23 protein-coding genes are annotated in these 25,341 nt (G+C 63.4%); 17 read left to right on the top strand and 6 right to left on the bottom strand.

Annotated elements, in window-relative coordinates:
• Positions 1-158: 158 nt before the first annotated feature.
• From AN401_RS16140 to AN401_RS16130, 3 genes are all read left to right on the top strand, one after another.
• Entirely contained in the window at positions 159-2,402 is a 2,244-nt protein-coding gene (locus AN401_RS16140) for a patatin-like phospholipase family protein (RefSeq protein WP_096779919.1), read from the top strand.
• A gap of 212 nt (positions 2,403-2,614) precedes the next feature.
• A complete protein-coding gene (gene acnB, locus AN401_RS16135; RefSeq protein ID WP_096779918.1) occupies positions 2,615-5,212 on the top strand; it encodes a bifunctional aconitate hydratase 2/2-methylisocitrate dehydratase in 2,598 nt (865 codons plus the stop codon).
• Positions 5,213-5,505: 293 nt separating this feature from the next.
• On the top strand, positions 5,506-5,862 hold the full coding sequence (locus AN401_RS16130; protein WP_096779917.1) for a YacL family protein: 357 nt from the start codon (positions 5,506-5,508) through the stop codon (positions 5,860-5,862).
• On the opposite strand, the gene arfB is transcribed toward AN401_RS16130, so the two are convergent.
• Positions 5,852-6,268 carry an alternative ribosome rescue aminoacyl-tRNA hydrolase ArfB gene (arfB, locus tag AN401_RS16125; protein WP_094040212.1) on the bottom strand — a complete coding sequence of 139 codons (417 nt, stop codon included), beginning with the start codon at positions 6,266-6,268 and terminating at the stop codon, positions 5,852-5,854. The two genes, AN401_RS16130 and arfB, sit on opposite strands and share 11 nt — an antisense overlap.
• 177 nt (positions 6,269-6,445) lie before the next feature.
• Here arfB and AN401_RS16120 point away from each other — a divergent pair, with 177 nt between their 5' ends.
• The 6 genes from AN401_RS16120 to AN401_RS16095 all read left to right on the top strand — a co-directional run bounded on the left by AN401_RS16120 (position 6,446) and on the right by AN401_RS16095 (position 13,006).
• Positions 6,446-6,784, top strand: coding sequence for a P-II family nitrogen regulator (locus tag AN401_RS16120; RefSeq protein ID WP_094040211.1), 339 nt, complete (start codon positions 6,446-6,448; stop codon positions 6,782-6,784).
• Between the two features lie 15 nt (positions 6,785-6,799).
• On the top strand, positions 6,800-8,026 hold the full coding sequence (locus AN401_RS16115) for an ammonium transporter (RefSeq protein WP_198401914.1): 1,227 nt from the start codon (positions 6,800-6,802) through the stop codon (positions 8,024-8,026).
• Positions 8,027-8,253: 227 nt separating this feature from the next.
• Complete coding sequence (locus AN401_RS16110; protein ID WP_408645727.1) at positions 8,254-9,267, top strand: Fe(3+) ABC transporter substrate-binding protein; 1,014 nt, start codon at positions 8,254-8,256, stop codon at positions 9,265-9,267.
• Positions 9,268-9,303: 36 nt separating this feature from the next.
• Complete coding sequence (locus AN401_RS16105; RefSeq protein ID WP_096779916.1) at positions 9,304-10,926, top strand: ABC transporter permease; 1,623 nt, start codon at positions 9,304-9,306, stop codon at positions 10,924-10,926.
• Positions 10,926-11,990 carry an ABC transporter ATP-binding protein gene (locus AN401_RS16100; RefSeq protein WP_096779915.1) on the top strand — a complete coding sequence of 355 codons (1,065 nt, stop codon included), beginning with the start codon at positions 10,926-10,928 and terminating at the stop codon, positions 11,988-11,990. Before AN401_RS16105 ends, AN401_RS16100 begins: the two co-directional genes overlap by 1 nt.
• A 104-nt stretch (positions 11,991-12,094) precedes the next feature.
• A complete protein-coding gene (locus AN401_RS16095) occupies positions 12,095-13,006 on the top strand; it encodes a Dyp-type peroxidase (RefSeq protein WP_096779914.1) in 912 nt (303 codons plus the stop codon).
• An 83-nt stretch (positions 13,007-13,089) separates the two neighbouring features.
• On the opposite strand, the gene AN401_RS16090 is transcribed toward AN401_RS16095, so the two are convergent.
• Both AN401_RS16090 and argR read right to left on the bottom strand, forming a co-directional pair.
• On the bottom strand, positions 13,090-13,293 hold the full coding sequence (locus AN401_RS16090) for a hypothetical protein (RefSeq protein WP_198401752.1): 204 nt from the start codon (positions 13,291-13,293) through the stop codon (positions 13,090-13,092).
• Between the two features lie 308 nt (positions 13,294-13,601).
• Entirely contained in the window at positions 13,602-14,102 is a 501-nt protein-coding gene (gene argR, locus AN401_RS16085) for a transcriptional regulator ArgR (RefSeq protein WP_176442060.1), read from the bottom strand.
• A gap of 133 nt (positions 14,103-14,235) precedes the next feature.
• On the opposite strand from argR, the gene AN401_RS16080 reads away from it, so the two are divergent.
• The 7 genes from AN401_RS16080 (at position 14,236) to gntR (ending at position 21,164) form a co-directional block, all read left to right on the top strand.
• On the top strand, positions 14,236-14,973 hold the full coding sequence (locus AN401_RS16080) for an ATP-binding cassette domain-containing protein (protein ID WP_094040206.1): 738 nt from the start codon (positions 14,236-14,238) through the stop codon (positions 14,971-14,973).
• Between the two features lie 20 nt (positions 14,974-14,993).
• On the top strand, positions 14,994-15,734 hold the full coding sequence (locus AN401_RS16075) for a transporter substrate-binding domain-containing protein (RefSeq protein WP_094040205.1): 741 nt from the start codon (positions 14,994-14,996) through the stop codon (positions 15,732-15,734).
• 1 nt (position 15,735) lies between these two features.
• On the top strand, positions 15,736-16,383 hold the full coding sequence (artQ, locus tag AN401_RS16070; RefSeq protein WP_094040204.1) for an arginine ABC transporter permease ArtQ: 648 nt from the start codon (positions 15,736-15,738) through the stop codon (positions 16,381-16,383).
• The gene (gene artM, locus AN401_RS16065; protein WP_094040203.1) at positions 16,376-17,053 is read left to right on the top strand and encodes an arginine ABC transporter permease ArtM; all 678 of its coding nucleotides are present in this window, start codon (positions 16,376-16,378) and stop codon (positions 17,051-17,053) included. The genes artQ and artM overlap by 8 nt, the downstream gene beginning before the upstream one ends.
• 123 nt (positions 17,054-17,176) lie before the next feature.
• A complete protein-coding gene (gene mdh, locus AN401_RS16060; protein ID WP_094040202.1) occupies positions 17,177-18,115 on the top strand; it encodes a malate dehydrogenase in 939 nt (312 codons plus the stop codon).
• Positions 18,116-18,403: 288 nt separating this feature from the next.
• Positions 18,404-20,023: a glucose-6-phosphate isomerase gene (gene pgi / locus AN401_RS16055; protein ID WP_096779913.1), complete on the top strand. Its 1,620-nt coding sequence runs from the start codon at positions 18,404-18,406 to the stop codon at positions 20,021-20,023.
• Positions 20,024-20,159: 136 nt separating this feature from the next.
• Positions 20,160-21,164 carry a gluconate operon transcriptional repressor GntR gene (gene gntR, locus AN401_RS16050; protein ID WP_232513466.1) on the top strand — a complete coding sequence of 335 codons (1,005 nt, stop codon included), beginning with the start codon at positions 20,160-20,162 and terminating at the stop codon, positions 21,162-21,164.
• Positions 21,165-21,503: 339 nt separating this feature from the next.
• On the opposite strand, the gene AN401_RS16045 is transcribed toward gntR, so the two are convergent.
• Genes AN401_RS16045 through AN401_RS16035 form a run of 3 tightly spaced genes read right to left on the bottom strand, consistent with a single transcriptional unit; the run spans position 21,504 to position 24,468 of the window.
• Positions 21,504-22,142: a bifunctional 4-hydroxy-2-oxoglutarate aldolase/2-dehydro-3-deoxy-phosphogluconate aldolase gene (locus AN401_RS16045; protein ID WP_096779911.1), complete on the bottom strand. Its 639-nt coding sequence runs from the start codon at positions 22,140-22,142 to the stop codon at positions 21,504-21,506.
• A gap of 3 nt (positions 22,143-22,145) precedes the next feature.
• The gene (gene edd / locus AN401_RS16040; RefSeq protein WP_096779910.1) at positions 22,146-23,957 is read right to left on the bottom strand and encodes a phosphogluconate dehydratase; all 1,812 of its coding nucleotides are present in this window, start codon (positions 23,955-23,957) and stop codon (positions 22,146-22,148) included.
• Entirely contained in the window at positions 23,947-24,468 is a 522-nt protein-coding gene (locus AN401_RS16035) for a gluconokinase (RefSeq protein ID WP_094040197.1), read from the bottom strand. Before AN401_RS16035 ends, edd begins: the two co-directional genes overlap by 11 nt.
• A gap of 363 nt (positions 24,469-24,831) precedes the next feature.
• Here AN401_RS16035 and AN401_RS16030 point away from each other — a divergent pair, with 363 nt between their 5' ends.
• On the top strand, positions 24,832-25,341 hold the full coding sequence (locus AN401_RS16030) for a TRAP transporter small permease (protein WP_198401750.1): 510 nt from the start codon (positions 24,832-24,834) through the stop codon (positions 25,339-25,341).

Here is a 25,341-nt window from a genome sequence, read left to right as displayed (position 1 = left end):
GTTCGGCGCGCCATTCTACTGTCACCGGCGGCGTGACGCAGCGGGATTTGGGCCGGGCACGGACGCCCTTCGTCGCAGCTCCGGCATCGGCGCCTATCCCCATTTCCCCTTTCCCGCCTTACAATACAATCACCCTTTACTTGCCTGGTTGAGCCGCCATGTATCGTTACCTGCTGCCCTTGCTCCTGTTGCTGGGGGCCCTGCCGGCCCAGGCCGAACGTCCCAGGGTCGCCCTGGTGCTCAGTGGCGGCGGCGCCAAGGGCGCGGCCCATGTGGGGGTGATCAAGGTGCTGGAAGCCAACCGCATTCCGGTGGACATCGTCACCGGCACCAGCATGGGCGCCTATGTGGCGGGCATGTATGCCCTGGGGCTGGATGCGGAGGAACTGGAGCGGCAGATGCTGAGCCTGGACTGGAGCCAGGGTTACCAGGACAAGGTGGGACGGGACGAGCTGTCGCTGCGGCGAAAGCGGCAAAACGACGAGTTCCTGTTGCGCACCGATATCGGCATAGACCCGCAGTGGCGGCTGAGCCTGCCCGGGGGCTTCTTCCAGGGCCAGGCCATGGGCGCCCTGTTGCGCCAGAGCACCCTGAACCTGCCGGGGCTGAACAGCTTCGATGAATTGCCCATTCCCTATCGCGCCGTGGCCACCGACATGGAAACGGTCACCCCCGTGGTGCTGGGCGACGGCCACCTGGCCACCGCCATGCAGGCGTCCATGTCGGTGCCCGGGGTGTTGCAGCCGGTTGAGGTTGGCAACCGGCTGCTGGCCGACGGCGGCGTGGTCAACAACATGCCGGTGGACGTGGCCCGGGAACTGGGGGCGGATATCGTCATCGCGGTCGACATCGGCGACGCCATGCTGTCCCGGGAACGGCTCGACAGCGCCCTGGCGATGATAGGCCAGCTCACCAACTACCTGACCCGTTCCAGCACCGAGCGGCAGAAGGCGCTGATGACAGAGCGGGATATCCTGCTGGCTCCCAATATCGGCGGTATCGGGGTGGGGGATTTCAACCTGATGCCGGACGCCATCGCCCGCGGCGAGGCGGCGGCCACCGTCATGCTGCCCCAACTGCAGGCCCTGGCGCTGAGCGAAGAGGAGTACCGGGCTTACCAGAGTCACAAGCTGGATCGGCGGGCCCAGTTGCAGCGTTCGGACGCCGTCTACCTGGATCGCATCCTGGTGGAGAACGACTCCGGCCTGAGCGAGGCGGTGATCCGCGACGTGCTGGGGGTGGTGCCGGGCCAGTTCCACCAGACCCGGGATCTGGAGGAGGGCGTGCGCCGCCTCTATGCCCTGGATGCCTTCGAGCGGGTCAGCTACCGCATCGAGGAGCGGGAGGGCGAGCAGGTGCTGACGGTGCAGACCAGCGAAAAGGGCTGGGGGCCCGGCTTCGTCGATTTCAAGTTCGCCCTGGAGGATGACTTCTCCAGCCGCTCCAACTACGAGATAGGCGCCCAGTTCCGCCGCACCAATATCAACATGCTGGGAGGGGAGTGGCTGGCGGAGGCGACCTTCGGCAGCAACAAGCAGCTGGCCTCCGAGTTCTATACCCCGCTCGATACCGACTACGACTTCTTCTGGAAGGTGCGGGGCGAATATGAAAAGCGCCGGCGTACCTTCTTCTTCGACGCCTCGGATCCGCAGGCCGAGCTGTTCCGGCCGCTGACCACCCTGGACTTCGACTACGCCACCTGGAGCCTGCTGAGTGAACTGGGCTACAACCTCCATCCCTGGAGCGAACTGGCCCTGGGCTTTCAGGGGCTGGTCGGTGACATCGAGGCGCGCAATATCGACGAACGGCTGGATATCGACTCGTTCGGGCCCTATGTGCGCTTCAGCCACGATACCCTGGACAACGTTTTCTTCCCCACCCGGGGCCAGGCGTGGGAGCTTCGCCTCGGTTACTATCGCAACAGCCTGGATCTCAATGGCGGCAAGGAGAGCGCGACCGGCCTGGATTACGATCTGGAGTGGCTGCGGCCCTATGCCTACGGTCGCCACACCCTGATCGGCAAGCTGGCCTTCGGCGGCTCCAGCGCCGAGCAGCCGGTGCCCACCTTCGCCCGCAGCCTGGGCGGCCTGTTCAACCTGTCCGGTTACCAGAGCGACCAGCTCAGCGGCCGTTACAGCGGCTTCGGTGGCCTGCTCTACCATTACCGCTGGTTCGACAACGACTTCGGCGCCTTCCGCTCGCCGGTATACCTGGGCGGCTCCCTGGAGCGGGGCGGGGTATGGAACTCGGGGGCGGAAGTCGGCTGGGACTCTTCGCTGACCGCCGGTAGTGTTTTTATCGGTGTGGATACCAACTGGGGGCCGTTATATCTGGCTTATGGCCATGGCGAAGGGGATAAAAACAGTTTTTATCTCTATTTTGGCAATCTGTTCAGTTTTTGATGTTAATGGCTTGTTGGTGGCAGGCATCGGGTCGGATGTGCAAAAGCATATAAAAAACATGGGGTTAATTCATCATTCGACCAAAGGGTAGGGGGGCCGGATTTTAATTTGCGGTTAAAACTTATATACTGCTGCGGCGTCCGGACGGGACGCCAGCCCCCAACAAGGATATTCCCGCCCACGGTGGCGAATGATAATAAGAGGATACAGTCGTGCTTGAAGCCTATCGTAAACACGTCGAAGAACGTGCCGCTGAGGGAGTGGTCGCCAAGCCACTCGATGCAGAGCAAGTTGCCGCCCTGGTTGAATTACTCAAGAACCCACCCGCCGGCGAAGAATCCTTCCTTTATGAACTCCTTTCCACCCGTATCCCCCCCGGGGTCGACGAAGCCGCCTATGTGAAGGCCGGTTTCCTCGCCGCCGTGGCCAAGGGTGAGGTGAGCTCGCCCGTGGTCTCCCCCGCGCAGGCCACCGAGCTGCTGGGCACCATGCAGGGCGGCTACAACATCCAGCCGCTGATCGAACTGCTCGACGTCGCCGCCCTGGCCCCCATCGCCGCCCAGGCCCTGTCCCACACCCTGCTGATGTTCGATGCCTTCCACGACGTGGCCGACAAGGCCAAGGCCGGCAACGTCCATGCCCAGCAGGTGCTGCAGTCCTGGGCCGACGCCGAGTGGTTCCTGGGCCGTCCCGCCCTGGCCGACAAGATCACCCTGACCGTGTTCAAGGTGCCCGGTGAAACCAACACCGATGACCTGTCCCCGGCCCAGGACGCCTGGTCCCGTCCCGACATCCCGCTGCATGCCCTGGCCATGCTGAAGAACGCCCGTCCCGGCATCGCCCCCGACGAAGACGGCGTGGTCGGCCCGATCACCGCCATCAACGCGCTCAAGGAAAAAGGCTTCCCCCTGGCCTACGTGGGCGACGTGGTCGGCACCGGCTCCAGCCGCAAGTCCGCCACCAACTCCGTGCTCTGGCACATGGGTGACGACATCCCCTTCGTGCCCAACAAGCGCGCCGGCGGCGTGTGCATCGGCGGCAAGATCGCCCCCATCTTCTTCAACACCATGGAAGATGCCGGCGCCCTGCCCATCGAGTGCGACGTGACCAAACTCAATACCGGCGACGTCATCGACATCTACCCCTATGAGGGCAAAGTTTGCCGCCACGGCAGCGACGAGGTGCTGGCCGAGTTCAAACTCAAGACCGAGGTGCTGCTCGACGAAGTGCGCGCCGGCGGCCGCATCCCGCTGATCATCGGCCGCGGCCTGACCGACAAGGCCCGCGCCGAACTGGGCCTGGGCCACTCCGAGGTATTCAAGCGCCCGGCCGACGTGGCCGACTCCGGCAAGGGCTACACCCTGGCCCAGAAGATGGTGGGCAAGGCCTGCGGCGTGGCGGGCGTGCGCCCCGGCCAGTACTGCGAGCCCAAGATGACCACCGTCGGCTCCCAGGACACCACCGGCCCCATGACCCGGGACGAACTGAAGGACCTGGCCTGCCTCGGCTTCTCCGCCGACCTGACCATGCAGTCGTTCTGCCACACCGCCGCCTATCCCAAGCCGGTGGACGTGGTCACCCACCACACCCTGCCCGACTTCATCATGAACCGGGGCGGCGTGTCCCTGCGCCCGGGCGACGGCGTCATCCACTCCTGGCTGAACCGCATGCTGCTGCCCGACACCGTGGGCACCGGCGGTGACTCCCACACCCGTTTCCCCATCGGCATCTCCTTCCCGGCGGGCTCCGGCCTGGTGGCCTTCGCCGCCGCCACCGGGGTGATGCCACTGGACATGCCCGAGTCGGTGCTGGTGCGCTTCAAGGGCGAGATGCAGCCCGGCATCACCCTGCGCGACCTGGTGCACGCCATTCCCTACTACGGCATCAAGCAGGGCCTGCTGACCGTGGCCAAGGAAGGCAAGATCAACGAATTCTCCGGCCGGGTGCTGGAAATCGAGGGCCTGCCCCAGCTGAAGGTGGAGCAGGCATTCGAGCTGGCCGATGCCACCGCCGAGCGCTCCGCCGCCGGTTGTACCATCAAGCTGGACCAGGAGCCGATCGCCGAGTACCTGAACTCCAACATCGTGATGCTGAAGTGGATGATCGCCGAAGGCTACGGCGACCGGCGTACCCTGGAGCGGCGCATCAAGGGCATGGAAGAATGGCTGGCCAACCCGGAGCTGCTGGCCGCGGACGCCGACGCCGAGTACGCCCACGTGCTGGAAATCGACATGAGCGAGATCAAGGAGCCCATCCTGTGCGCGCCCAACGATCCGGACGACGCCCGCCTGCTGTCCGAGGTACAGGGCGAGCAGATTGAGGAGGTGTTCATCGGCTCCTGCATGACCAACATCGGCCACTTCCGCGCCGCCGGCAAGCTGCTGGACAAGTACAAGGGCCAGCTGCCGACCCGGCTGTGGGTGGCGCCGCCGACCAAGATGGACAAGGACCAGTTGACCGCCGAGGGCTACTACGGCATCTTCGGCCGGGTCGGTGCCCGCATCGAGATCCCGGGCTGCTCCCTGTGCATGGGCAACCAGGCGCGGGTGGCGGACAACAGCACCGTGGTGTCCACCTCCACCCGTAACTTCCCCAATCGCCTGGGCAAGGGTGCCAACGTCTACCTGGCGTCGGCCGAGCTGGCGGCGGTGGCGGCGATCCACGGCAAGCTGCCGACGGTGGCGGAGTACCTGGAGTACGCCCAGGAGCTGAACGCCACGGCGGCGGACACCTACCGCTACCTGAACTTCGACGAGCTGGACAGCTACGTGCAGAAGGCCGACACCGTGATCTTCCAACAGGCCATCTAAACGCCTCCTCGGAACACGCTGAACCAAAGCCAGCCCTCGGGCTGGCTTTTTGGTGCGCCCGGTTTTTTCTTTCAGACCCACTCGAATGCTGCATCATATTGGAGCACGAGCGGCCCGTCCGCATGGGCGTTGTACCCGTGGCCAAGGTGTTGCTTTCAGATATGGAGGTTCCCGCAGCGCGGGAAGGCAGGCGAGCCGCCTGCGCTCCGGGGGCGCTTGGCTTTTTTCCGGGTGGCTGTCGCGAACCGGCGTGAGGGAGTAGAATCCGGTCCCTGATGACTGATGAGGTGGTTATGGACTTTGAATTTTTCCGGGATCTGAACGGGACCTGCCGGGCGCGTTTTTCCATGGGCCACGAGGCCTTCGGCCAGTGGTTGACCGACGAGGTGACTCCGGCCGAGGCCGAGGCGCTGCTCGGGATGATCCATGAGCTGGAAGGCGGCCGGCGGGAGGAGTTCAGGAAAGTCTATGCCGAGTTCAGCTTGTTTCTTGGTCGGGACGAGGCCGAACTCGCCGCCCATACCCTGGCCTTCGCCAACGATGAACTGGAAGAGGGCATGGCTTACTACGACGACGAGCTGTTCGCCGGCTGCGGCCTGGACGATCTGGCTCGGGTGCTCATCCAGTGGCGGGCGTTTATTAAAGCTTGATCTTCCCCCTGCCGCTCTTGATTTTTCCCCTGTGGGTCTTGCTGTCCACCCGCCGGGCCCTGGCGGCCTTGCCCGGTTTGGTGGCCCGGCGCACCTTGATGGGGCGGCCCGCCTGCTGCAACAGCGCCACCAGGGCGGCTTTGGCGGTTTCCTTGTTCATTAGCTGGCTGCGATCGGTATCGCAGCGGATCAGTATCCAGCCCGACGACAGTATGCGGTGATCCTTCATCGCCGCCAGCGCCTGCTTGTAACTGTCGGGCAAACTTGGACTATTGGCATAGTCGAAGCGCAGCTGTACCGCCGAGTCGGTTTTATTCACGTGCTGGCCGCCGGGGCCGCCGGCCCTCATGGTCAGGAACTCCAGCTCGCGCTCGGGGATATGCACCCGGGCCGATATTTCCAACATGCCTTTCTCCAACGCACCATTTTGGTGCCTTCCTGTTCAAGCCTGCACCAAGATAACATTCAGCCCCTGGTCGGGACCAGTCTTCATATTGTAACTATATGAAAAACAACAAATAAAAAAGTTGGCACAGAGATTGTTTATAGCTAAGGGTCACAGGCTTACAACACGGAGCTAGCCATGAAGATGATCTGCGCCATTATCAAACCGTTCAAACTCGATGACGTACGTTCGGCCCTGGCTGAAGTGGGCATCGACGGCATGACGGTGTCGGAAGTAAAGGGATTTGGCCGCCAGAAAGGGCACACCGAGCTTTACCGGGGCGCCGAGTATACCGTGGATTTCCTGCCCAAGATCAAGCTGGAAATCGCGACCCAGTCCGATCAGGTGGAGCGGGTGATCGAGGCCATCTCGGAAACCGCCTACACCGGCAAGATCGGCGACGGCAAGATTTTTGTATTTGACCTGCTGCAAACCGTGCGGATCCGCACCGGCGAGCGCGATGTAGAAGCGATTTAAGCGAGGGAACGCATGATGGATGCATTGACCGAAATGAAGTTTGCCCTGGACACCTTTTATTTCCTGATGTCCGGCGTGCTGGTGATGTGGATGGCGGCGGGCTTCGCCATGCTGGAGGCGGGCCTGGTCCGGGCCAAGAACACCACCGAAATCCTGACCAAGAACATACTGCTGTTCGCCATCGCCTGTACCATGTACCTGCTGGTGGGCTACCACATCATGTACGTGGACAACGCCGAAGGTGGCTGGCTGCCGAGCCTGGGCGGCCTGATCGGCTCCGCCGACGCCGATGCCGACCATGCCCTGGAATCCGATTTCTTCTTCCAGGTGGTGTTCGTGGCCACCGCCATGTCCATCGTCTCCGGTGCCGTGGCCGAGCGCATGAAGCTGTGGGCCTTCCTCGCCTTCTGCGTGGTACTGACCGGCTTTATCTACCCGCTGGAAGGTTACTGGACCTGGGGTGGCGGCTTCCTGTCCGAATGGGGCTTCACCGACTTCGCCGGCTCCGGCATAGTGCACATGGCCGGTGCCGCCGCCGCCCTGGCCGGGGTGCTGCTGCTGGGTGCCCGTAAAGGCAAATACGGCAAGAACGGCGAGATCCATCCCATCCCCGGTTCCAACATGCCGCTGGCGACCCTGGGTACCTTTATCCTGTGGATGGGCTGGTTCGGCTTCAACGGCGGTTCCCAGTTGCTGGTGTCCGACGTGGAAAACGCCACCGCCGTGGCCAAGATCTTCGTCAACACCAATGCCGCCGCCGCCGCCGGTGCCATCGGCGCCCTCTTCGTCACCAAGATGACCTGGGGCAAGGCGGATCTGACCATGATCCTCAACGGCGCCCTGGCCGGCCTGGTGGCCATTACCGCCGACCCGCTGTCTCCCGGCCACCTGTGGGCGGCCTGTATCGGCCTGCTGGCCGGCGTGCTGGTGGTCTATGCCATCGTCAGCCTGGACAAGCTGCGTATCGACGACCCCGTGGGTGCCATCTCGGTGCACGGCGTGTGCGGCATCTTCGGCCTGCTGCTGGTGCCGGTGGCCAACGAGGACGCCTCCCTGTGGGCCCAGATGGTCGGCATAGTGGTTATCGGTGCCTGGGTATTCTGCGCCAGCCTGCTGGTGTGGTATGTGCTCAAGCAGGTGATGGGTATCCGCGTGACCGAAGAGGAAGAGATGTCCGGCATGGACATGATCGACTGCGGCATCGATGCCTACCCCGAGTTCGTGACCGTGAAGCAGAACTGATTTTCAACGACTTGACGAGGCTGCCGAGCCTGGTTTTGGGAGACCCCTGGGTCTCCCTTTTTTGTTGTGCGGCTTTGATCTGGCGCAAGGAAAAATCGGCACTGATGGAGAACCTTATTGCAGATGAAAATTTTTATTATTTAGATGTGGTTTGAGTGTTGATTCCCATGCGGACCCGGTTATACTGCTGAACGTTAATTATTCTCACTCAACCAAATGGAATCTGGATGATGTCAAACAAGTTGTTCCTGTCTGCCGCCGCCCTGCTGGTATCCAGCTTTACCGCCCAGGCCTTTGCCGAAGAAGTCAACGTCTACTCCAACCGTCAGGACTTCCTGATCAAGCCCATCGTCGACGAGTTCACCAAGGAAACCGGTATCAAGGTCAACCTGGTCAACATCCCCGACGGTCTGGGTGAGCGCCTGGAGCGGGAAGGTCGCCTGTCGCCGGCGGACCTGGTGCTGACCGTGGACATCAGCCGCCTGATGGAGGTGGTGGACAAGGACCTGACCCAATCGGTACAGAGCGAGGTGCTGGAGCAGAACATTCCGGCCCAGTACCGGGATCCGGATGGCAAGTGGTTCGCCCTGACCACCCGTGCCCGCGTGGTCTACAGCTCCGCCGAGCGCGTGGGCAAGACCGACATCACCTATGAAGAGCTGGCCGATCCCAAGTACAAGGGCAAGGTCTGTACCCGCAGCGGCAAGCACGCCTACAACATCGGCCTGACCGCCTCCATGATCGCCGAGCACGGCACCGAATACACCAAGCAGTGGCTCGAGGGCCTCAAGGCCAACCTGGCGCAGAAACCCCAGGGTGGCGACCGGGATCAGGTCAAGGCCATCCGTGACGGCGTGTGCGACTATGCCCTGGGCAACAGCTACTACTACGGCGCCATGCTCAACGACGACACCCAGCGTGACTGGGCCGAGGCCGCCGTGGTCAATTTCCCCAACCAGGCCGATCGCGGCACCCACGTGAATATCTCCGCCGTGGCCCTGACCAAGCATGCCAAGAACAAGGATGCGGCGGTCAAGCTGATGGAATACCTGGCCGGGGATCAGGCCCAGCACCTGTACGCCTCCGCCAACCATGAGCATCCGGTAAAGCCGGGCGTGGAGCCTTCCGAGCTGGTGAAGAGCTGGGGTGAGTTCAAGGCGGACGAACTGCCGCTGACCGACGTCGCAAAACATGCGAAAGAAGCCATCCAATTGATGGACGAAGTCCAATACGATCTGTAAAAAGACGGGGGCCCGTTCCCCTGTTTTGAGTGGTAGATGAAAAGACTTGGTTGGACGGTCGGCAGTTGGGCCATGGCCCTGCTGCTGACCTTGCCTATTTTGGCGTTGATCGTGGAAGCACTGTTGCCCGCGGAGGATATCTTCCGGCACCTGTGGCGCACCGTGCTGCCCGTTTATATCAACAATACCTTCTGGCTGGTGCTGCTGGTACTGGGCTTCAGCCTGCTCTGCGGGGTTCCCGCCGCCTGGCTGATGGCCATGTGCGAACTGCCCGGCAAACGCTGGCTGCAATGGGCGCTGATCCTGCCCCTGGCCATGCCCTCCTATATCGTCGCCTTCGTTTATACCGACCTGCTCGATTTCTCCGGCCCGGTACAGCAGAGCCTGCGCGCCTGGTTCGGCTGGCAATCCGCCGCCGATTATTATTTTCCGCCCATCCGCAGCCTGGGCGGCGCCGCCCTGGTGCTGGGGCTGGTGCTCTACCCCTATGTCTACCTGCTGGCTCGCACCGCCTTCCTTGAACAATCCACCAGCCTGATCCAGTCCAGCCGGCTGCTGGGCTGCACCCCCTGGCAGAGTTTCAAACGGGTCAGTCTGCCCCTGGCGCGTCCCTCCATCGCCGTGGGGTTGTCGCTGGTGGCGATGGAAACCCTGGCCGACTTTGGCACCGTGCACTTCTTTGCGGTCAACACCCTGACCACGGCGGTGTACGACACCTGGCTGGGCTATGGCAGCCTCAATGCCGCCGCCAAGATAGCGGCCATGATGCTGCTGGTGGTGATGGTACTGCTCAGCCTGGAGCGAGTGAGCCGCAAGCGCCAGCAGGTGTTCCAGAAAACCATGGAGCACGAGCAGGAAACCGGCTACCGACTGACCGGCTTCCCCCGGCTGGCGGCCCTGCTGTTCTGCTGGGGGCTGGTGCTGCTCGGTTTCCTGCTGCCCTTCGTGATCCTCTGTTACCATGCGGCGCAGTATTTCGACCAGGCCTGGAACGCCCGCTTCTTCGAATACAGCATCAACAGCCTGCTGCTGTCGGGCCTGGTGGCGACCATTGCGCTGATGATGGCGCTGCTGCTGGGCATGACCCATCGCCTGAAGGGCAAGACCTATACGGTGCTGCCGATGCGGCTGGCCTCCATGGGCTACGCCCTGCCCGGCACCGTGCTGGCCATCGGTGTGCTGGTGCCGCTGACCACCCTCGATTTCGCCATCAACGACCTGGCCCTCTGGCTGGGGCTCTCCGAGCCCGGTCTGGTGCTGACCGGCACCATGACCGCCATCGCCTTCGGCTACCTGGTGCGTTTCGGCGCCATGGCGGTGGGCGCGGTGGAAAGCAGCATCAACAAGGTGTCGCCTTCCCTCGACATGGTGACCCAGACCATGGGCTACGGCCCCGGCGCCATGATCATGAAGGTGCACATGCCGCTGATCCGCAAGGGCATGCTGGCCGGTGCCCTGCTGGTGTTTATCGAGTGCATGAAGGAATTGCCGGCGGCGCTGTTGCTGCGGCCCTTCAATTTCCAGACGCTGGCGACCTACGTATATCAGTTCGTGTCCGACGAGCAGCTTGAACGGGGGGCCCTGCCCGCCATTGTGATAGTGCTGGTAGGCCTGGTCCCGCTGATTTTCTTGAACCGATCATTGGAGCAGCATCACTGATGGCGGCATTGGATGTAAACGGCATTCGCTGTAGCTACAACGGCAAACCCATACTGGATAACCTCTCCCTGTCGGTGGCCGAGAACGAGATCATGTGCCTGCTGGGGGCCAGCGGCTGCGGCAAGACCACCCTGCTGAAGGCGGTGGCCGGGCTGCTGCCGGTGACCCGGGGAGAGATCCATATCCATGGCCGGCAGATGAACGGGGCGGGCGTGGCGGTGGTGCCGGAAGAGCGCAATATCGGCATGATCTTCCAGGACTACGCCCTGTTCCCGCACCTGAACGTGGCCAGTAACGTGGCTTTCGGCCTGCAGAGCAAGGAAAGAAACAAGGCGCGCATCAAGGCCCGGGTGGCGGAGGCGCTGGAGCTGGTCAACCTGGCGGAGCTGGGCGAACGCTATCCGCACCAGCTCTCCGGCGGCCAGCAGCAGCGGGTGGCCATCGCCCGGGCGCTGATCTGCCAGCCCGGTCTGATGCTGCTGGACGAGCCCTTCTCCAATATCGATACCCAGGTGCGGATGCGCCTTATCGGCGAGATCCGCTCCCTGCTCAAGGGGCAGGGGATCAGCGCCATCTTCGTGACCCACAGCAAGGAAGAGGCCTTCGCCTTTTCCGACCAGCTGGCCCTGTTCCGCGCCGGCCATATCGAGCAGGTGGGGCGGCCCCAGGCCCTGTATCAGCATCCCCAGAGCCGGTTCGTGGCCGATTTCCTGGGGCAGGCCAACTATGTGCCCGCCACCGTGCTCGACAGCCGTACCCTGATGACCGCCATGGGGCCCATCACCAGCCAGGCGGCACTCAACGCCGGGCTCGGTACTCACGGCCAGTTGCTGCTGCGGCCCCGTCAGATCCAGCTGTCGCTCACCGAGCAGGGCAATGGCCGGGTGCTGGAGCAGCAGTTCCTCGGTGCCTACACCCGCTGCCTGGTGGATTGTCAGGGGCTGCAGCTGGAGGTGAGCATCAACGAACCCCTGCCGGCGGTGAGCCAGGTCAGCGTGAGCGTGGTGCCCCATGCCCTGACCTTTTTTCCCGACAGCCAGCAGGGCCAGCGCGCCGTGGCCTAGAAACGGGGATTTGGGATCAGGGACTCGGGACTGGGTTCCCCGAGTCCCAAGTCCCTGTTTTTCCGGTTATACTGGGCCATGACCAATCACCGAGAGAGCAGGCGATGACAGCACAAGCCGGCGTTTGCGCCGAACCCAATCTTCACGCTTATTACCTGATGTTCGACATCCTGCCCGGGTGTCAGCCGGCGGTGCGCGCCGCCCTGGCCGAGGTGCCGGCCCTGTGGCGCGAACTGGCCCAGGGCTATCCGGATGCCCATTTCTCCGGTCTGGTGGCGGTGGGTGACAGGGCCTGGGACGGGCTCTATCCCCGGGCCCGTCCGAGCGAGCTGGCGCCCTTCCCGGCCCAGCAGGAAGGCAAGCGGGTCGCGCCCGAAACGCCCTTCGATCTCTTCTTTCAATCGCGCGCCGATCGGCTGGACGTGCTCCATATCGCCGTGCAGCGATTGATGGCCCTGCTGGCCGACAAGGCGGAGCTCAAGTACGAGCGCCAGGGCTTCCGCTACCTGGACAGCCGCGATTTTACCGGCTTTGTCGATGGCACCGAAAACCCCCAGGGCGAGCACAGGGCCGAGGTGGCGCTGGTAGCCGAGGGTCCCTTCGCCGGCGGCAGCTATGTCCATGTGCAGCACTACCGGCACAATATGGCCAAGTGGCAGCGATTGTCGGTGCAGTCCCAAGAAGATGTGTACGGGCGCACCAAGGTCGAGAACATCGAGTACGACTCGGACAAGAAGCCGCTCACCGCCCATACCAAGCGCACCAGCCTGAAGGACGGGGCGGGCAACAGCATGGAGATTCTGCGCCAGAGCATGCCCTGGGGCTCGGCCGCCGAGCAGGGCCTGGTGTTCATTTCCTGCTGTAACACCCCGCTGCACTTTACCCGTATGCTGGACAGCATGTTCCAGGCCGACGGGGCGGGGCACTTCGATCACCTGATGCTGTTCACCCAGGCCGAAACCGGCTCGGCGTTTTTCGCCCCGTCGCAAGAGTGGCTGGAAAGGCAAGGGGAGTAAGCGGCCACTGGCAGTTGGAAGTGCTAAGCCATCAGCGTTAAGCCGCTCGAGCCGTTGGTTGATGCCGTGAAGGAATCAACCAACTAAAAAGGCTGCTGACCTTTGGCAAGGAGTCCGCAGCCCTTATCATTTACTTCCAGCTTCCAGCTTCCAGCTTCCAGCTTCCAGCTTCCAGCTTCCAGCTTCCAGCTTCCAGCTTCCAGCTTCCAGCCTGGCTCTTGGTCACAAGTTTCTATTGACTTTCGATCAGACAAAACATCGGCCAAAGCGCACAGCTCCTCCGGCACGCCATAAACCCCTCCCTGGGGGCTCCGCCGCGCCCTCCCTGGCGCGGAGGGCCGGCGGAGCTGAGCCCTTTGTCCTCTCTATCGCAGCCTCCTGTTGGCACCACCTTCAGGCGGCGCCGGGGCTGGAAAGAGGCAACAGGGATGGCCTCCGCCGACCGTCACCTGCCAGGGATGGCAGGTGCGAGCGTACAGGGATGTATTCACAGCGTGTCGGCGGAGGTGGCCCTGTTGCCTCTTATCTGCGTCAAATCAGACAGTCGGACTTGTGACCAAGAGTCAGGCTTCCAGCTTCCAGCTCGCCGCAGGCGTCAGACGTATTGTTCGAACAGGTCCAGTACACTCTGGAACAGGGTTTCTATCGGAGTGTCCTTGGTGGGGGTGATGAAGATGGTGTCGTCGCCGGCGATGGTGCCGAGAATGCCTTCCGCCTTGCCCAGGGAGTCGAGCATGCGGGCGATCAGCTGGGCCGCGCCGGGGCTGGTGTGGATCACGATAAGGGCGCTGTTGTGATCCACGTCCAGCACCAGGTTCTTCAGCTGGCTGCTGGAGGTGGGAACCCCGAGTTCGACCGGCAGGCAATACACCATTTCCATCTTGGCGTTGCGGGTGCGCACGGCTCCGAACTTGCTGAGCATGCGGGACACCTTGGACTGGTTGATATTGTCGAATCCCAGATCCTGCAGTGCGCTCACGATTTCCGCCTGGGAGCCGAAGCGCTCTTCCTTGAGCAGGGCCTTGAAGGCCTTGATCAGTTGTTCTTGCTTTTCGTTCATCTTTTGCAGTCGACTGAGGGTGGTTGAATGGGACATATTGTCTATCCGTGGCGGGTTTTTATCAAGGAATAGTCATTTATTTTGCATAAAGATGCAAAATCAGCTTGCATTAACAGTAATGTAAAATAAAATCAGCCGAACACTCTGACAGAGGATGTGAACATAGCGCATGGGCATTGAATTCAGCGGCATTTGCAAGTCCTGGGCTGGTCAGGAAATTCTAAGCCAGGTTTCGCTTAAATGCGATGCCGGAGAGACGTTGGTTCTGCTCGGGCCCAGCGGAGCAGGAAAAAGTTCTCTGCTGCGGCTGCTGAACCTGCTGGATATTCCGGATGCCGGCACCCTGACCATAGCGGGTGAGCAGTTTTCCTTTCCCGATCCCCACCCGGGCAAGCTGCAGAAGCGGGCGCAAGCGCTGCGCTGCAAGGTGGGCATGGTGTTCCAGCAGTACCATCTGTGGCCGCACCTGACGGTGGAGCAGAACCTGCTGGAGGCCCCGCTCAAGGTGCTGGGCATGGACAAGGCCAGGGCCCGGGACAAGGTGGGCGAGCTGCTGGGCCAGCTCAAGCTGGCCGACAAGCGCCAGGCCTGGCCCGGCTCCCTGTCCGGCGGCCAGCAGCAGCGGGTGGCCATCGCCCGCGCCCTGATGATGAATCCCGAGGTGCTGCTGTTTGACGAACCCACGGCGGCACTGGATCCGGAGATCACCAAGGAGGTGGCGGAGATCATCCTGCAACTGGGAAAAACCGGCATTACCCAGGTGATCGTCACCCATGAAGTCGGCTTCGCCCGCCGGGTGGCGACCCGGGTGGCCTACCTGGAGCAGGGGCGGCTGGTGGAATACGGTGATGCCTCCCTGCTCGACCATCCCCAGACCAGGCGTCTGGCGGAATTTCTGACCCACTGATTGTGATTAAGGACGTGACCATGAAAAAATCCCTGTTGTCCCTGGCTCTGCTGGCTTCCCTTGGCGCCACCGCCGCCCAGGCGGAAGAAGTGAAGTTCGTGACCAACGCCGCCTATCCGCCGTTCGAGTTCGTGGACGAAAACAACGAAATGCAGGGCTTCGACATCGATCTGGCCAAGGCCCTGTGCGCCGTGGCCGAGCTTGAGTGCAGCTTCCACAACCAGGCCTTCGACAGCCTGATCCCCAGCCTCAAGTTCCGTCGTTACCATGCCGCCATCGCCGCCATGGACGTGACCCCGGAGCGGGCCCAGGAGGTGGACTTCAGTGACATCTACTACGAAAACTCCGCAGTGTTCGTAGCGCCGCAAGGCAAGTTCGACAGCCTGGACGAGCTGTTGAGCCAGACCGTGGGCGTGCAGAACGGCACCTCCCACCAGAAATACATCCAGGACAAGCTGGAAGGCGAGGGGCTCAAGTCCCGGCCCTACCAGAGCGTGCAGGACGCGCTGCTGGACATGACCAACGGCCGGCTGGAAGCGGTGTTCGCCGATACCGCCGTGGTGGGCGAGTGGCTGGGCAAGACCGAGGGCTACGAGGTGGTGGGTGACCTGATCACCGACGAGAACTACTTCGGCACCGGTTTCGGCATCGCCGTGACCAAGGGCAACCAGGAGCTGCTCGACAAGCTGAACCAGGGCCTGGCCGAGCTCAAGGCCAACGGTACCTACGAGAGCCTCTACCAAAAGTACTTCCCGCACTGAGATGATGACCCATCTGTTTAATGCCGCCCTGATGACCCTGGGGCTGGCATTGGTGTCCCTGGCGGCCGGCCTGGTGCTGGCCGTACTGTTGTGCGGGGCCGAGATGAGCCGGTCGGCGTTGCTGCGCTGGCCGGCATCCGCGTTCACCACAGTGCTGCGCGGCCTGCCCGAGATACTGGTGGTGTTCTTCATCTATTTCGGCTCCACCCACCTGTTGTTCCTGCTCACCGGCCGGTACCTGGAGTTCAGCCCCTTCTGGTGCGGGGTAACGGCGCTGTCGCTGCTGTTCGCCGCCTATGCCGCCCAGACCCTGCGCGGGGCCCTGAACGCCGTGCCCCGGGGGCAACGCCAGGCGGCCCAGGCGCTGGGGCTGCCGCCGCTTTACACCTTCTTTCGTATCGTGCTGCCCCAGACCTGGCGCCACGCCCTGCCGGGGCTGGGCAACCAGTGGCTGATCCTGCTGAAGGACACCGCCCTGGTGTCGCTGATCGGGGTGCACGATCTTATGTACCAGGCCAAGTCGGTGGCGGCCAGCACCTACCAGCCGTTCACCTGGTACGGCATCGCCGCCCTGATTTACCTGGCGATCACCGTGCTCAGCCAGCAGGGGCTGAAACGCCTGCAGGGGAGGGTAACCCGCTATGACTAAGTGGCTCGACTATCTGCCCGTGCTGCTGCAGGGGGTGGAGATCACCTTGATCATCACCTTTTGCGGCCTGCTGCTGGGACTGGTGATCGCCCTGGGGCTGACCTGGATCCTGGATCGCAGGGTACCCCTGCTGGCGCAACTGGCGGAAGGCTACCTGTTGCTGCTGACCGGCACCCCGCTGCTGGTGCAGATCTTTTTGGTGTACTACGGCCCGGCCCAGTTCGACTGGGTGAAAAACAGCTGGGCCTGGAGCTATCTGCGCGAGCCGATGTTCTGTGCCATACTGGCGCTCGGCATGAACGCCGGCGCCTACACCTGCCGGCTGTTCAAGGGCGCGCTGGATGCCGTGCCCAAGGGCGAAACCCTGGCCTGCCAGGCGCTCGGCATGAACGCCTGGCAGACGCTCAGCGTCAAGCTACGCCATGCCGGCCGGCGGGTGATACCGGCCTACTCCAACGAGGTGGTGCTGGTGCTCAAGGGCAGCTCCCTGGCCAGTACCATCACCATCATGGACATCATGGGCCTGGCCCAGCGGCTCAACGGCCAGACCTACGACACCCTGACGGTGTTCGGCCTGGCCGGGGCCATCTACCTGGGACTGAACGGTCTGCTCACCTGGCTGTTCCGGCGGCTGGAAAAGCGGGCGCTGGTGTTCCAGGCCCAGGGGTGAGCCGGCCTGGTTCACAGAACCGGATTTCGGTGCCCCCCGGGCATTGTCTTTCCCCGGCGCTTTCGCTATGTTGCTAAGGCCCAAGGAAACGTATAACTACTCAATAATAAACGGAGTTCAGCTATGAAAGTTGCCGTACTCGGAGCCGCCGGTGGTATCGGTCAAGCTCTGGCCCTGCTGTTGAAAAACCACCTGCCCGCCGGTTCTGATTTAAGCCTGTACGATATCGCCCCCGTGACTCCCGGCGTTGCCGCCGATCTGAGCCACATCCCCACCCCGGTGAAGGTGGTGGGCTTCAGCGGCGAGGATCCCTCTCCCGCCCTGGAAGGCGCCGACATCGTGCTGATCTCCGCCGGTGTGGCCCGCAAGCCGGGCATGGACAGGGCCGACCTGTTCAACGTGAACGCCGGTATCGTCAAGAACCTGATCGAAAAAGCCGCCGCCGCCTGTCCCCAGGCCTGCATCGGCATCATCACCAACCCGGTGAACACCACTGTGCCGATCGCCGCCGAAGTGCTGAAGAAGGCCGGCGTGTACGACAAGAACAAGCTGTTCGGCATCACCACCCTGGACGTGATCCGGGCCGAAACCTTCGTGGCCGAAGCCAAGGGCCTGGACGTGACCCAGGTCAAGGTGCCGGTGATCGGCGGCCACAGCGGCGTGACCATACTGCCGCTGCTGTCCCAGGTGGAAGGCGTGTCCTTCTCCGACGAGGAAATCGAAAAGCTGACCTACCGCATCCAGAACGCCGGTACCGAAGTGGTGGAAGCCAAGGCCGGTGGCGGTTCCGCCACCCTGTCCATGGGCCAGGCTGCCTGCCGTTTCGCCCTGTCCCTGGTCAAGGCCATGCAGGGTGAAGCCAACGTGGTGGAATGCACCTATGTGGACGGCGGCAGCGAGCACGCCCAGTTCTTCGCCCAGCCGGTGCTGCTTGGCAAGAACGGCGTGGAGAAGGTGCTGCCCTACGGCGCGGTCAGCGCTTACGAGCAGGCCGCGATGGATGGCATGCTGGAAACCCTGCGCGGCGACATCGAGAAAGGCGTCGAGTTCGTCAACCAGTAAGGCGACGGTACCGTCTGACACCAAAAGGGAGCTTCGGCTCCCTTTTTGCGTTCAGGCAACCTGATTTGAACGGTGGCACTATCCCTATTTCTCTTTTTTTGCGTGTCGAAGCAAGTAATCGACGCAAGGCAATTGCAATCTGGCGCTTTGCTTTTTATTGTAGCTGACTCGATTCAGCCTTCGGGCCGAGCACCGAGCCGTTACCCATGCCGACAGTGCAGCGCCGCCGGTTTGGGTAACCGCTTTGCTTCTTCTAACTTTATGACTCCACTTTCCGCAGGTAATGCTATGAACTCAGTGAACCCCCTCGATACCCGGGCCTGGCAGCAGCTTGGCGAGCTGGCGCAAACCGAGCGCACCCTTTCCACCCTGTTCGCCGAGGATCCGGAGCGGGCGCGCCGCTACAGCCTGGAGCTGGCACAGTGCCTCAAACTCGATTTTTCCAAGAACCTGATCGACGATAAGGTGCTGGGCGCCCTGCTGGCCCTGGCCGAGGAGACCGGGCTGCGCGACAACATCAAGGCGCTGTTCGCCGGCGAGACCATCAACCGCACCGAAAACCGGGCGGTATTCCACATGGCGCTGCGCAACCGGGCCGAGGAGCCCATGCCCCTGGCCGACGGCACCGACGTCATGCCCCAGGTGCGGGCGGTGCTGGCGCAGATGAAGGCGTTCTGCGCCGCGGTGCGCGGCGGCGGCTGGACCGGTTTCGACGGCCGGCCCATTCGTGACGTGGTCAACATCGGCATCGGCGGCTCGGATCTCGGCCCCTACATGGTGAGCGAGGCGCTCAAGCCCTACCATGGCGAGCTGCGGCTGCACTTCGTGTCCAACGTGGATGGCGCCCATCTGGCCCAGACCCTGCGAGGGCTGGACCCGGCCACCACCCTGTTTATCGTCGCCTCCAAGACCTTCACCACCCAGGAGACCATGACCAACGCCTTCAGCGCCCGGGAATGGCTGCTGGCGGCGGCCGGGGACACCTCCGCCACCGCCAAGCACTTCGTGGCCTTGTCCACCAATGCCGCCAAGGTGGCCGAGTTCGGCATCGACACCGCCAACATGTTCGCCTTCTGGGAATGGGTGGGCGGCCGCTTCTCCCTGTGGTCCGCCATCGGCCTGCCGGTAGCCCTGGCCATCGGCTTCGAGGGTTTCGAGCAGCTGTTGTCCGGCGCCTGGGAGATGGATCAACACTTTAAGACGGCGCCGCTGGAGGCCAACATGCCGGTGCTGCTGGGGCTGCTCGGCATCTGGTACCGCAACTTCCTCAACGCCCCTTCCGAGGCGATACTGCCCTACGACCAGTGCCTGCACCGGCTGCCCGCCTACCTGCAGCAGGCGGTGATGGAGTCCAACGGCAAGTCGGTGGATCGCAACGGCCAACCGGTCGGCTATCACACCTCGCCCATCGTCTGGGGGGAGCCGGGCACCAACGGCCAGCACTCCTTCTACCAGCTGCTGCACCAGGGCACCCACCTGATCCCGGCGGACTTCATCATGCCGGCCCAGAGCCATTACCCCCTGGGCGATCACCATGCCAAGCTTATCGCCAACTGCCTGGCCCAGAGCCGGGCCCTGGCCTTCGGCCAGTCCGAGCAGGAGCTGCGCGCGCAGGGCGAGCAGCCGGAGCTGATCCCCTTCAAGGTGCACAAGGGCAATTCGCCTTCCAACACCCTGCTGCTGCCCAAGGTAACGCCCCACACCCTGGGGGCGCTGATCGCCCTCTACGAACACAAGATCTTCGTGCAGGGCGCGATCTGGAATATCTTCAGCTTCGATCAGTGGGGCGTGGAGCTCGGCAAGAAGCAGGCCAGCGTGCTGCTGCCCTGCATCACCGGCGACGGCGATACCAGCAGCCTGGATGCCTCGACCCGCAGCCTGCTGGCCCAGCTGAAAGACTGGGCCTGAGGGAGCCGGAAGCTTGAAGCCGGAAGCGGGAAGAATAAACTGCTAGCTTCTAGCTTCTAGCTTCTAGCTTCTAGCTTCTAGCTTCCTTCCCCACGCAAAGCCTGTTATGTTACCTGTAACATCACAGGCTTTTTGCATTTATATGACCAAGAAGAAAAGACCCACACTGCAGGACGTGGCCGACCGGGTCGGGGTGACCAAGATGACGGTCAGCCGCTACCTCAAGGATCCGGCCCAGGTGTCCGCCGCCGCCGGCGAGAAGATAGCCCAGGCCCTGGACGAGCTCGGTTATATCCGCAACCGGGCACCGGACATCCTTTCCAACGCCAAGAGCCACGCCATCGGCGTGCTGCTGCCCTCGCTGACCAACCAGGTGTTCGCCGAGGTGCTGCGCGGCATCGAGCAGGTGACCGAGGCGGCCGGCTATCAGACCATGCTGGCCCACTACGGCTACAGCGCCAAGGTGGAGGAGGAGCGCATCGCCTCGCTGCTGTCCTACAACGTGGACGGCCTTATCCTGTCCGAGAGCTACCATACCGCCCGTACCCTCAAGATGATCCAGACCGCCGGGGTGCCGGTGGTGGAGATCATGGATGTGTGCTCTTCCTGCATCGAGCAGGCGGTGGGTATCGACAACATCGCCGCCGCCCGGGCCATGGTGGAGGCGATGATAGCTCGTGGTTATCGCCATATCGTCTACCTCGGCGCCCGCCAGGACGTGCGCACCCTGCAGCGCCAACAGGGCTACGCCGCCGCCATGCAGCTGCACGGCCTGATGCCGCGCTCGCTGCTGACCGAACGTGCCTCTTCCTATTCCCTGGGGGCGGATCTGCTGGCCGAGGCACTGGACAAATACCCGGAGCTGGACGGCATCTTCTGCACCAACGACGATCTGGCGGTGGGCGCCATCTTCGAGTGCCAGCGCCGGGGCATGGCGGTGCCGGGGCGGATCGGCGTGGCCGGCTTCCACGGCCACGATATCGGCCAGGCGATAGTGCCCAGGCTGGCCAGCGTGATCACCCCGCGCAAGGCCATGGGGCTGGTTGCCGCCGAGCGGCTGCTGGCCCGGCTGCGCGGCGAGCCCATCGGTGAGCGCACCCTGGATCTGGGCTTCGAACTGAAGCTGGGAGAAAGCCTGTGAAGCCGGAAGCTGGAAGCTGGAGGAAAAAACAGACTGCTGATAAAGCGTGGAGCTACTCTGTGGTCACTCCCGCGAAGGCGGGAGTCCAGTGTTACTGCCATAGACCTCCGCCTTCGCGGAGGTGACGAGCCTTGAACAATGGCAACGGAAGGAAAATGTCTGGCGAGCAGACAGACGATAGACCTTGTCAACAAACCAAAAAGCCGCTTCCAACCCGAAGCGGCTTTTAACGTCATTTAGCTTCCAGTGCCGTAGGGCCCATTTCAATGGGCCATTCCCGCAGCGCCGCTATGATTCGGTCGAATAAATTCGACCCTACAAGCGATGTACTTCCGGCTTTCAGCCTTTTACCGCCGCCACCGCGTCCGCGGCCAGGTGGGTGATGCCGTCCCAGTCCTTGGCGGCGACCAGCTCCGCCGGCAGCATCCAGGAGCCGCCCACCGTCATCACCGACTTCACCGCCAGGTAGTCCCTGGCATTGGCGGCGCTGACACCGCCGGTGGGGCAGAAGCGCAGTTGGGGCAGGGGGCCGGCCAGGGCCTTCAGCGCCTTGGCGCCGCCGTTGATTTCCGCCGGGAAGAACTTGAGGTGGGTGTAGCCCAGCTCCAGTGCCTGCATGGCCTCGGAGGGGGTGGCGATGCCGGGCATCAGCGGCACCGGGCCGGCCTTGGCGTGCTTGAGCAGGGCCGGGGTGAAGCCGGGGGTGATCACGAATTTGGCGCCGGCGGCCACGGCGGCGTCGTATTGCTCCACGTTGAGCACGGTGCCGGCGCCCACCAGGGCCTCGGGCAGCTCGCGGGCGATGGCGCGGATGGCGTCCAGCGCCGCGGCCGAGCGCAGGGTCACTTCAAACACCGTGATGCCGCCGGCAGCCAGGGCCTTGGCCAGGGGCACGGCATCGGCGGCGTCTTCCACCACCATCACCGGAACCACGGGGGAGGCGGAAAAGACGTCGGCGGGGGATAGGGTCCAGCTCATGGGTTACTCCTGATAAAAGATAGAGGCGCCGGTTTCCGCACTGGAAACCTGGCGGCGGAACAGGGCGAACAGCTCGCGGCCCAGGCCGCTCTGCTCGCCGGTCAAGTCCGGTTGCAGCGGGCTGCGCTGCTCGAGCGCGGCCTCGGTGAACAGCCGGCCGCTGGCGGCGTCCAGGGTGATGATATCACCGTCGCGCAGCCGGCCCAGGGGGCCGCCCTTGGCGGCTTCCGGGGTGATATGGATGGCCGCCGGGATCTTGCCCGAGGCGCCGGACAGGCGGCCGTCGGTGACCAGGGCCACCTTGAAGCCGGCCTTCTGGATATTGCCGAGGATGGGCATCAGCATGTGCAGCTCGGGCATGCCGTTGGCGCCCGGCCCGTTGTGGTGCACCACTACTATGACATCCCGGTTGAGCTCGCCGTTCTGGTAGGCGCGCTCAACCGCATGCTGGCTGCTGAACAGGGCGGCGGGGGCGGTGATGAGCTGGTGCTCGGGCGCCACGGCGCTGACCTTGATCACCCCCCGGCCCAGGTTGCCGTCCAGCACCCGCAGGCCGCCGCTGACGCTGAACACCGTGTCCTGGGGCGGGATCACCGCCGGATCCCGGGTTTCCGGCACCGCTTGCCAGGCCAGTTGCTCCCCTGCCAGCATCGGCTGGCGGAAGTAGTCCTCGAGCCGGCCGAACATGGGGGTGGCGTCCCGGTGCAGCAGGCCGCGTTCGGCCAGCTTGTGCAGCAGCAGGGGCACGCCGCCCGCCTGCTGGAAGGCGTTGATGTCCGCCGGGCCGTTGGGGTAGACCCGGGCCAGCAGGGGCACCACCTCGGAGAGATCGCTGAAATCGTCCCAGCTCAGCACCAGGCCCGCGGCCCGCGCCACCGCCACCATGTGCAGGGTGTGGTTGGTGCTGCCGCCGGAGGCGAGCAGGGCGATCAGGCCGTTGACCAGGCCCTTTTCGTCCACCACCTCGGCAAGCGACCGGTAGTGGCCGCTGCCCTGGATCTGGCCGGCGAGGCGCAGGGCGGCGTGTTCGGTCAGCGCCCGGCGCAGGGCCGAGTGCGGGTGCACGAAGGCGGAGCCGGGCAGCATCAGGCCCATGGCCTCGAACACCAGCTGGTTGGTGTTGGCGGTGCCGTAGAAGGTGCAGGTGCCGGGGGAGTGGTAGGCGTTGCACTCCATCTCCAGCAGCGCTTCCTTGCCCACTTCACCGGCGGCGTATTGCTGGCGTACCTTGACCTTTTCGTCGTTGCTGATGCCGGTGGCCATGGGGCCGGCGGGCACGAAGGCGGTGGGCAGGTGGCCGAAGCTGAGGGCGCCGATCAACTGGCCCGGGGCTATCTTGTCGCAGATGCCGAGCAGCAGGGTGGCGTCGAAGGTGTTGTGGCTGAGCGACAGGGCGGTGGCCTGGGCGATGACGTCGCGGGAAAACAGCGACATGTCCATGCCTGGCTGGCCCTGGGTGACGCCGTCGCACATGGCCGGCACGCCGCCGGCCACCTGGGCGCTGTGGCCCTGCTTCGCCAGCACCCGCTTGAGCTGCTCCGGGTAGCCGGCATAGGGCTGGTGCGCCGACAGCATGTCGTTGTAGGCGCTGACGATGGCGACGTTGGCGCTGGTCAGGTCGAGGATGCGCTGTTTCTGCTCCGGGCCGCAGGCGGCCACCGCGTGGGCCAGATTGCCGCAACTGAGGCTGGCCCTGTGTTTGCCCTGTTCGGCCTGGGCCTGCATCCGGGCCAGGTAGTCTTCGCGTACCGCCCGGCTGCGCTCGAGGATGCGGTTGGTGACCCGGCGGACGACGGAGTGGAGTTCAGTTGACATGGGCTTCTCCCTTGATGGCGGCGAGGGCGCGGTTGACCACGTCGTCGAAGTCGCCGTCGATGCTGATGAAGGTGACGTCGGGCTCGTCGGCGCCGGGGCGTTCCAGCACCTCGAACTGGTTCTGCAGCAGGGACTCGGGCATAAAGTGGCCGTTGCGCCGGCGCAGCCGGGCCAGGATCAGCGAAAAGTCGCCGTCGAGAAAGAGAAAGCGCACCCGATCGTTGCCGGCGCGGATGCTGTCGCGATAGTCGCGCTTGAGTGCGGAGCAGACGATGATCCCGGTTTCGCCTTTCTGGCGGATACTGAACACGGCGTCGCGGATCCGCTCCAGCCAGGGCGCCCTGTCCTCGTCGCCGAGCGGTATGCCCTCGGCCATCTTGAGGATATTGGCCCTGGGGTGCAGGTCGTCACCGTCGATAAACTTGGCGCCCAGCGCCCGGGCCAGGGCGGCCCCCACGCTCGACTTGCCGCAGGCGGTGACGCCCATCACTATGATGCTTTCTCCAGTCATGTTGACCTCTGTCCCTACTGATAATCTTGCCCTGGGGTGAATGAGATACACTCTATCAGGTTACGGGTAACATGTTACCAGTAACTTTTAAAAATGTGAGCTGACACACAATGACAACAACAGGTGAACCGGTCGACAATGCCGGTAAAACAAGAGAGATTTTAATGTAATTTGTTTTTAATCAGTATCTTGTGTTTTATTTTCGGCTGTCGGCACAGCGTTTATGATTTGCGTTTTTTTGAGCCCTGTCCCATTTTTTAACTTTATCGTCACCTGGGGGTTGGTGCTTTTTTGTGGTTACGCGTAACATGTTACTGGTAACTTCCCACTAGGCAATGGAATGGAGTAGAAGCCATGGCGGAGATGTCCCCTAAACCCGTGTCCCTGCTGCGCCGCGCGGCGGAGGCCATGCTGGCCGTCAGCATGTTCGGCATGGTGTGTGCCGTGTTCCTGAACGTGGTGCTGCGTTATCTGTTCAACACCGGCCTGGCCGGCTACGAGGAGTTGTCCCGCCTGCTGTTTGTCTGGCTGGTGTGCATCGGCGCCGTGCTGGCCACGGTCGACAACCAGCACCTGCGCTTCGATCTGGTGGTGGACCGGCTGCCGGCGCCGGCCAGGTTACTGTGCCGCTGGTTGAGCCGGCTCCTTATCGGATGGGCCCTCTACCACCTGCTGGTGGGCGCCTGGGCCCAGATCCTGGTGGGCATCGACAGCCGCAGCCCGGTGCTGGGCTACCCCCTGGGGCTGGCCGCCGCCGCCGTCTTCACCATGGCCGCCTGCATGGCGGTGCTGCTGCTGCGCGAGATGGCGCGGGAGCTGTTCTGCCGTCGCGCCGCCGGTTGCGAGCCGGCCTCAACCCAGTCCGCCAAGTAA

The sequence above is a fragment of the Zobellella denitrificans genome (assembly GCF_002407485.1).
GTDB lineage: Bacteria > Pseudomonadota > Gammaproteobacteria > Enterobacterales > Aeromonadaceae > Oceanimonas > Oceanimonas denitrificans.
This window is presented reverse-complemented; position numbering and strand designations above follow the sequence as displayed.

Excerpts from the sequence above, each read along its gene's own strand:
- AN401_RS16140 (WP_096779919.1), top strand. The coding sequence starts at position 159 with ATGTATCGTTACCTGCTGCCCTTGCTCCTGTTGCTGGGGGCCCTGCCG.
- AN401_RS16130 (WP_096779917.1), top strand. The coding sequence starts at position 5,506 with ATGGACTTTGAATTTTTCCGGGATCTGAACGGGACCTGCCGGGCGCGT.
- arfB (WP_094040212.1), bottom strand. The coding sequence starts at position 6,268 with ATGTTGGAAATATCGGCCCGGGTGCATATCCCCGAGCGCGAGCTGGAG.
- AN401_RS16120 (WP_094040211.1), top strand. The coding sequence starts at position 6,446 with ATGAAGATGATCTGCGCCATTATCAAACCGTTCAAACTCGATGACGTA.
- AN401_RS16115 (WP_198401914.1), top strand. The coding sequence starts at position 6,800 with ATGGATGCATTGACCGAAATGAAGTTTGCCCTGGACACCTTTTATTTC.
- AN401_RS16110 (WP_408645727.1), top strand. The coding sequence starts at position 8,254 with ATGATGTCAAACAAGTTGTTCCTGTCTGCCGCCGCCCTGCTGGTATCC.
- AN401_RS16105 (WP_096779916.1), top strand. The coding sequence starts at position 9,304 with ATGAAAAGACTTGGTTGGACGGTCGGCAGTTGGGCCATGGCCCTGCTG.
- AN401_RS16100 (WP_096779915.1), top strand. The coding sequence starts at position 10,926 with ATGGCGGCATTGGATGTAAACGGCATTCGCTGTAGCTACAACGGCAAA.
- AN401_RS16095 (WP_096779914.1), top strand. The coding sequence starts at position 12,095 with ATGACAGCACAAGCCGGCGTTTGCGCCGAACCCAATCTTCACGCTTAT.
- argR (WP_176442060.1), bottom strand. The coding sequence starts at position 14,102 with ATGTCCCATTCAACCACCCTCAGTCGACTGCAAAAGATGAACGAAAAG.
- AN401_RS16080 (WP_094040206.1), top strand. The coding sequence starts at position 14,236 with ATGGGCATTGAATTCAGCGGCATTTGCAAGTCCTGGGCTGGTCAGGAA.
- AN401_RS16075 (WP_094040205.1), top strand. The coding sequence starts at position 14,994 with ATGAAAAAATCCCTGTTGTCCCTGGCTCTGCTGGCTTCCCTTGGCGCC.
- artQ (WP_094040204.1), top strand. The coding sequence starts at position 15,736 with ATGATGACCCATCTGTTTAATGCCGCCCTGATGACCCTGGGGCTGGCA.
- artM (WP_094040203.1), top strand. The coding sequence starts at position 16,376 with ATGACTAAGTGGCTCGACTATCTGCCCGTGCTGCTGCAGGGGGTGGAG.
- mdh (WP_094040202.1), top strand. The coding sequence starts at position 17,177 with ATGAAAGTTGCCGTACTCGGAGCCGCCGGTGGTATCGGTCAAGCTCTG.
- pgi (WP_096779913.1), top strand. The coding sequence starts at position 18,404 with ATGAACTCAGTGAACCCCCTCGATACCCGGGCCTGGCAGCAGCTTGGC.
- AN401_RS16045 (WP_096779911.1), bottom strand. The coding sequence starts at position 22,142 with ATGAGCTGGACCCTATCCCCCGCCGACGTCTTTTCCGCCTCCCCCGTG.
- edd (WP_096779910.1), bottom strand. The coding sequence starts at position 23,957 with ATGTCAACTGAACTCCACTCCGTCGTCCGCCGGGTCACCAACCGCATC.
- AN401_RS16035 (WP_094040197.1), bottom strand. The coding sequence starts at position 24,468 with ATGACTGGAGAAAGCATCATAGTGATGGGCGTCACCGCCTGCGGCAAG.
- AN401_RS16030 (WP_198401750.1), top strand. The coding sequence starts at position 24,832 with ATGTCCCCTAAACCCGTGTCCCTGCTGCGCCGCGCGGCGGAGGCCATG.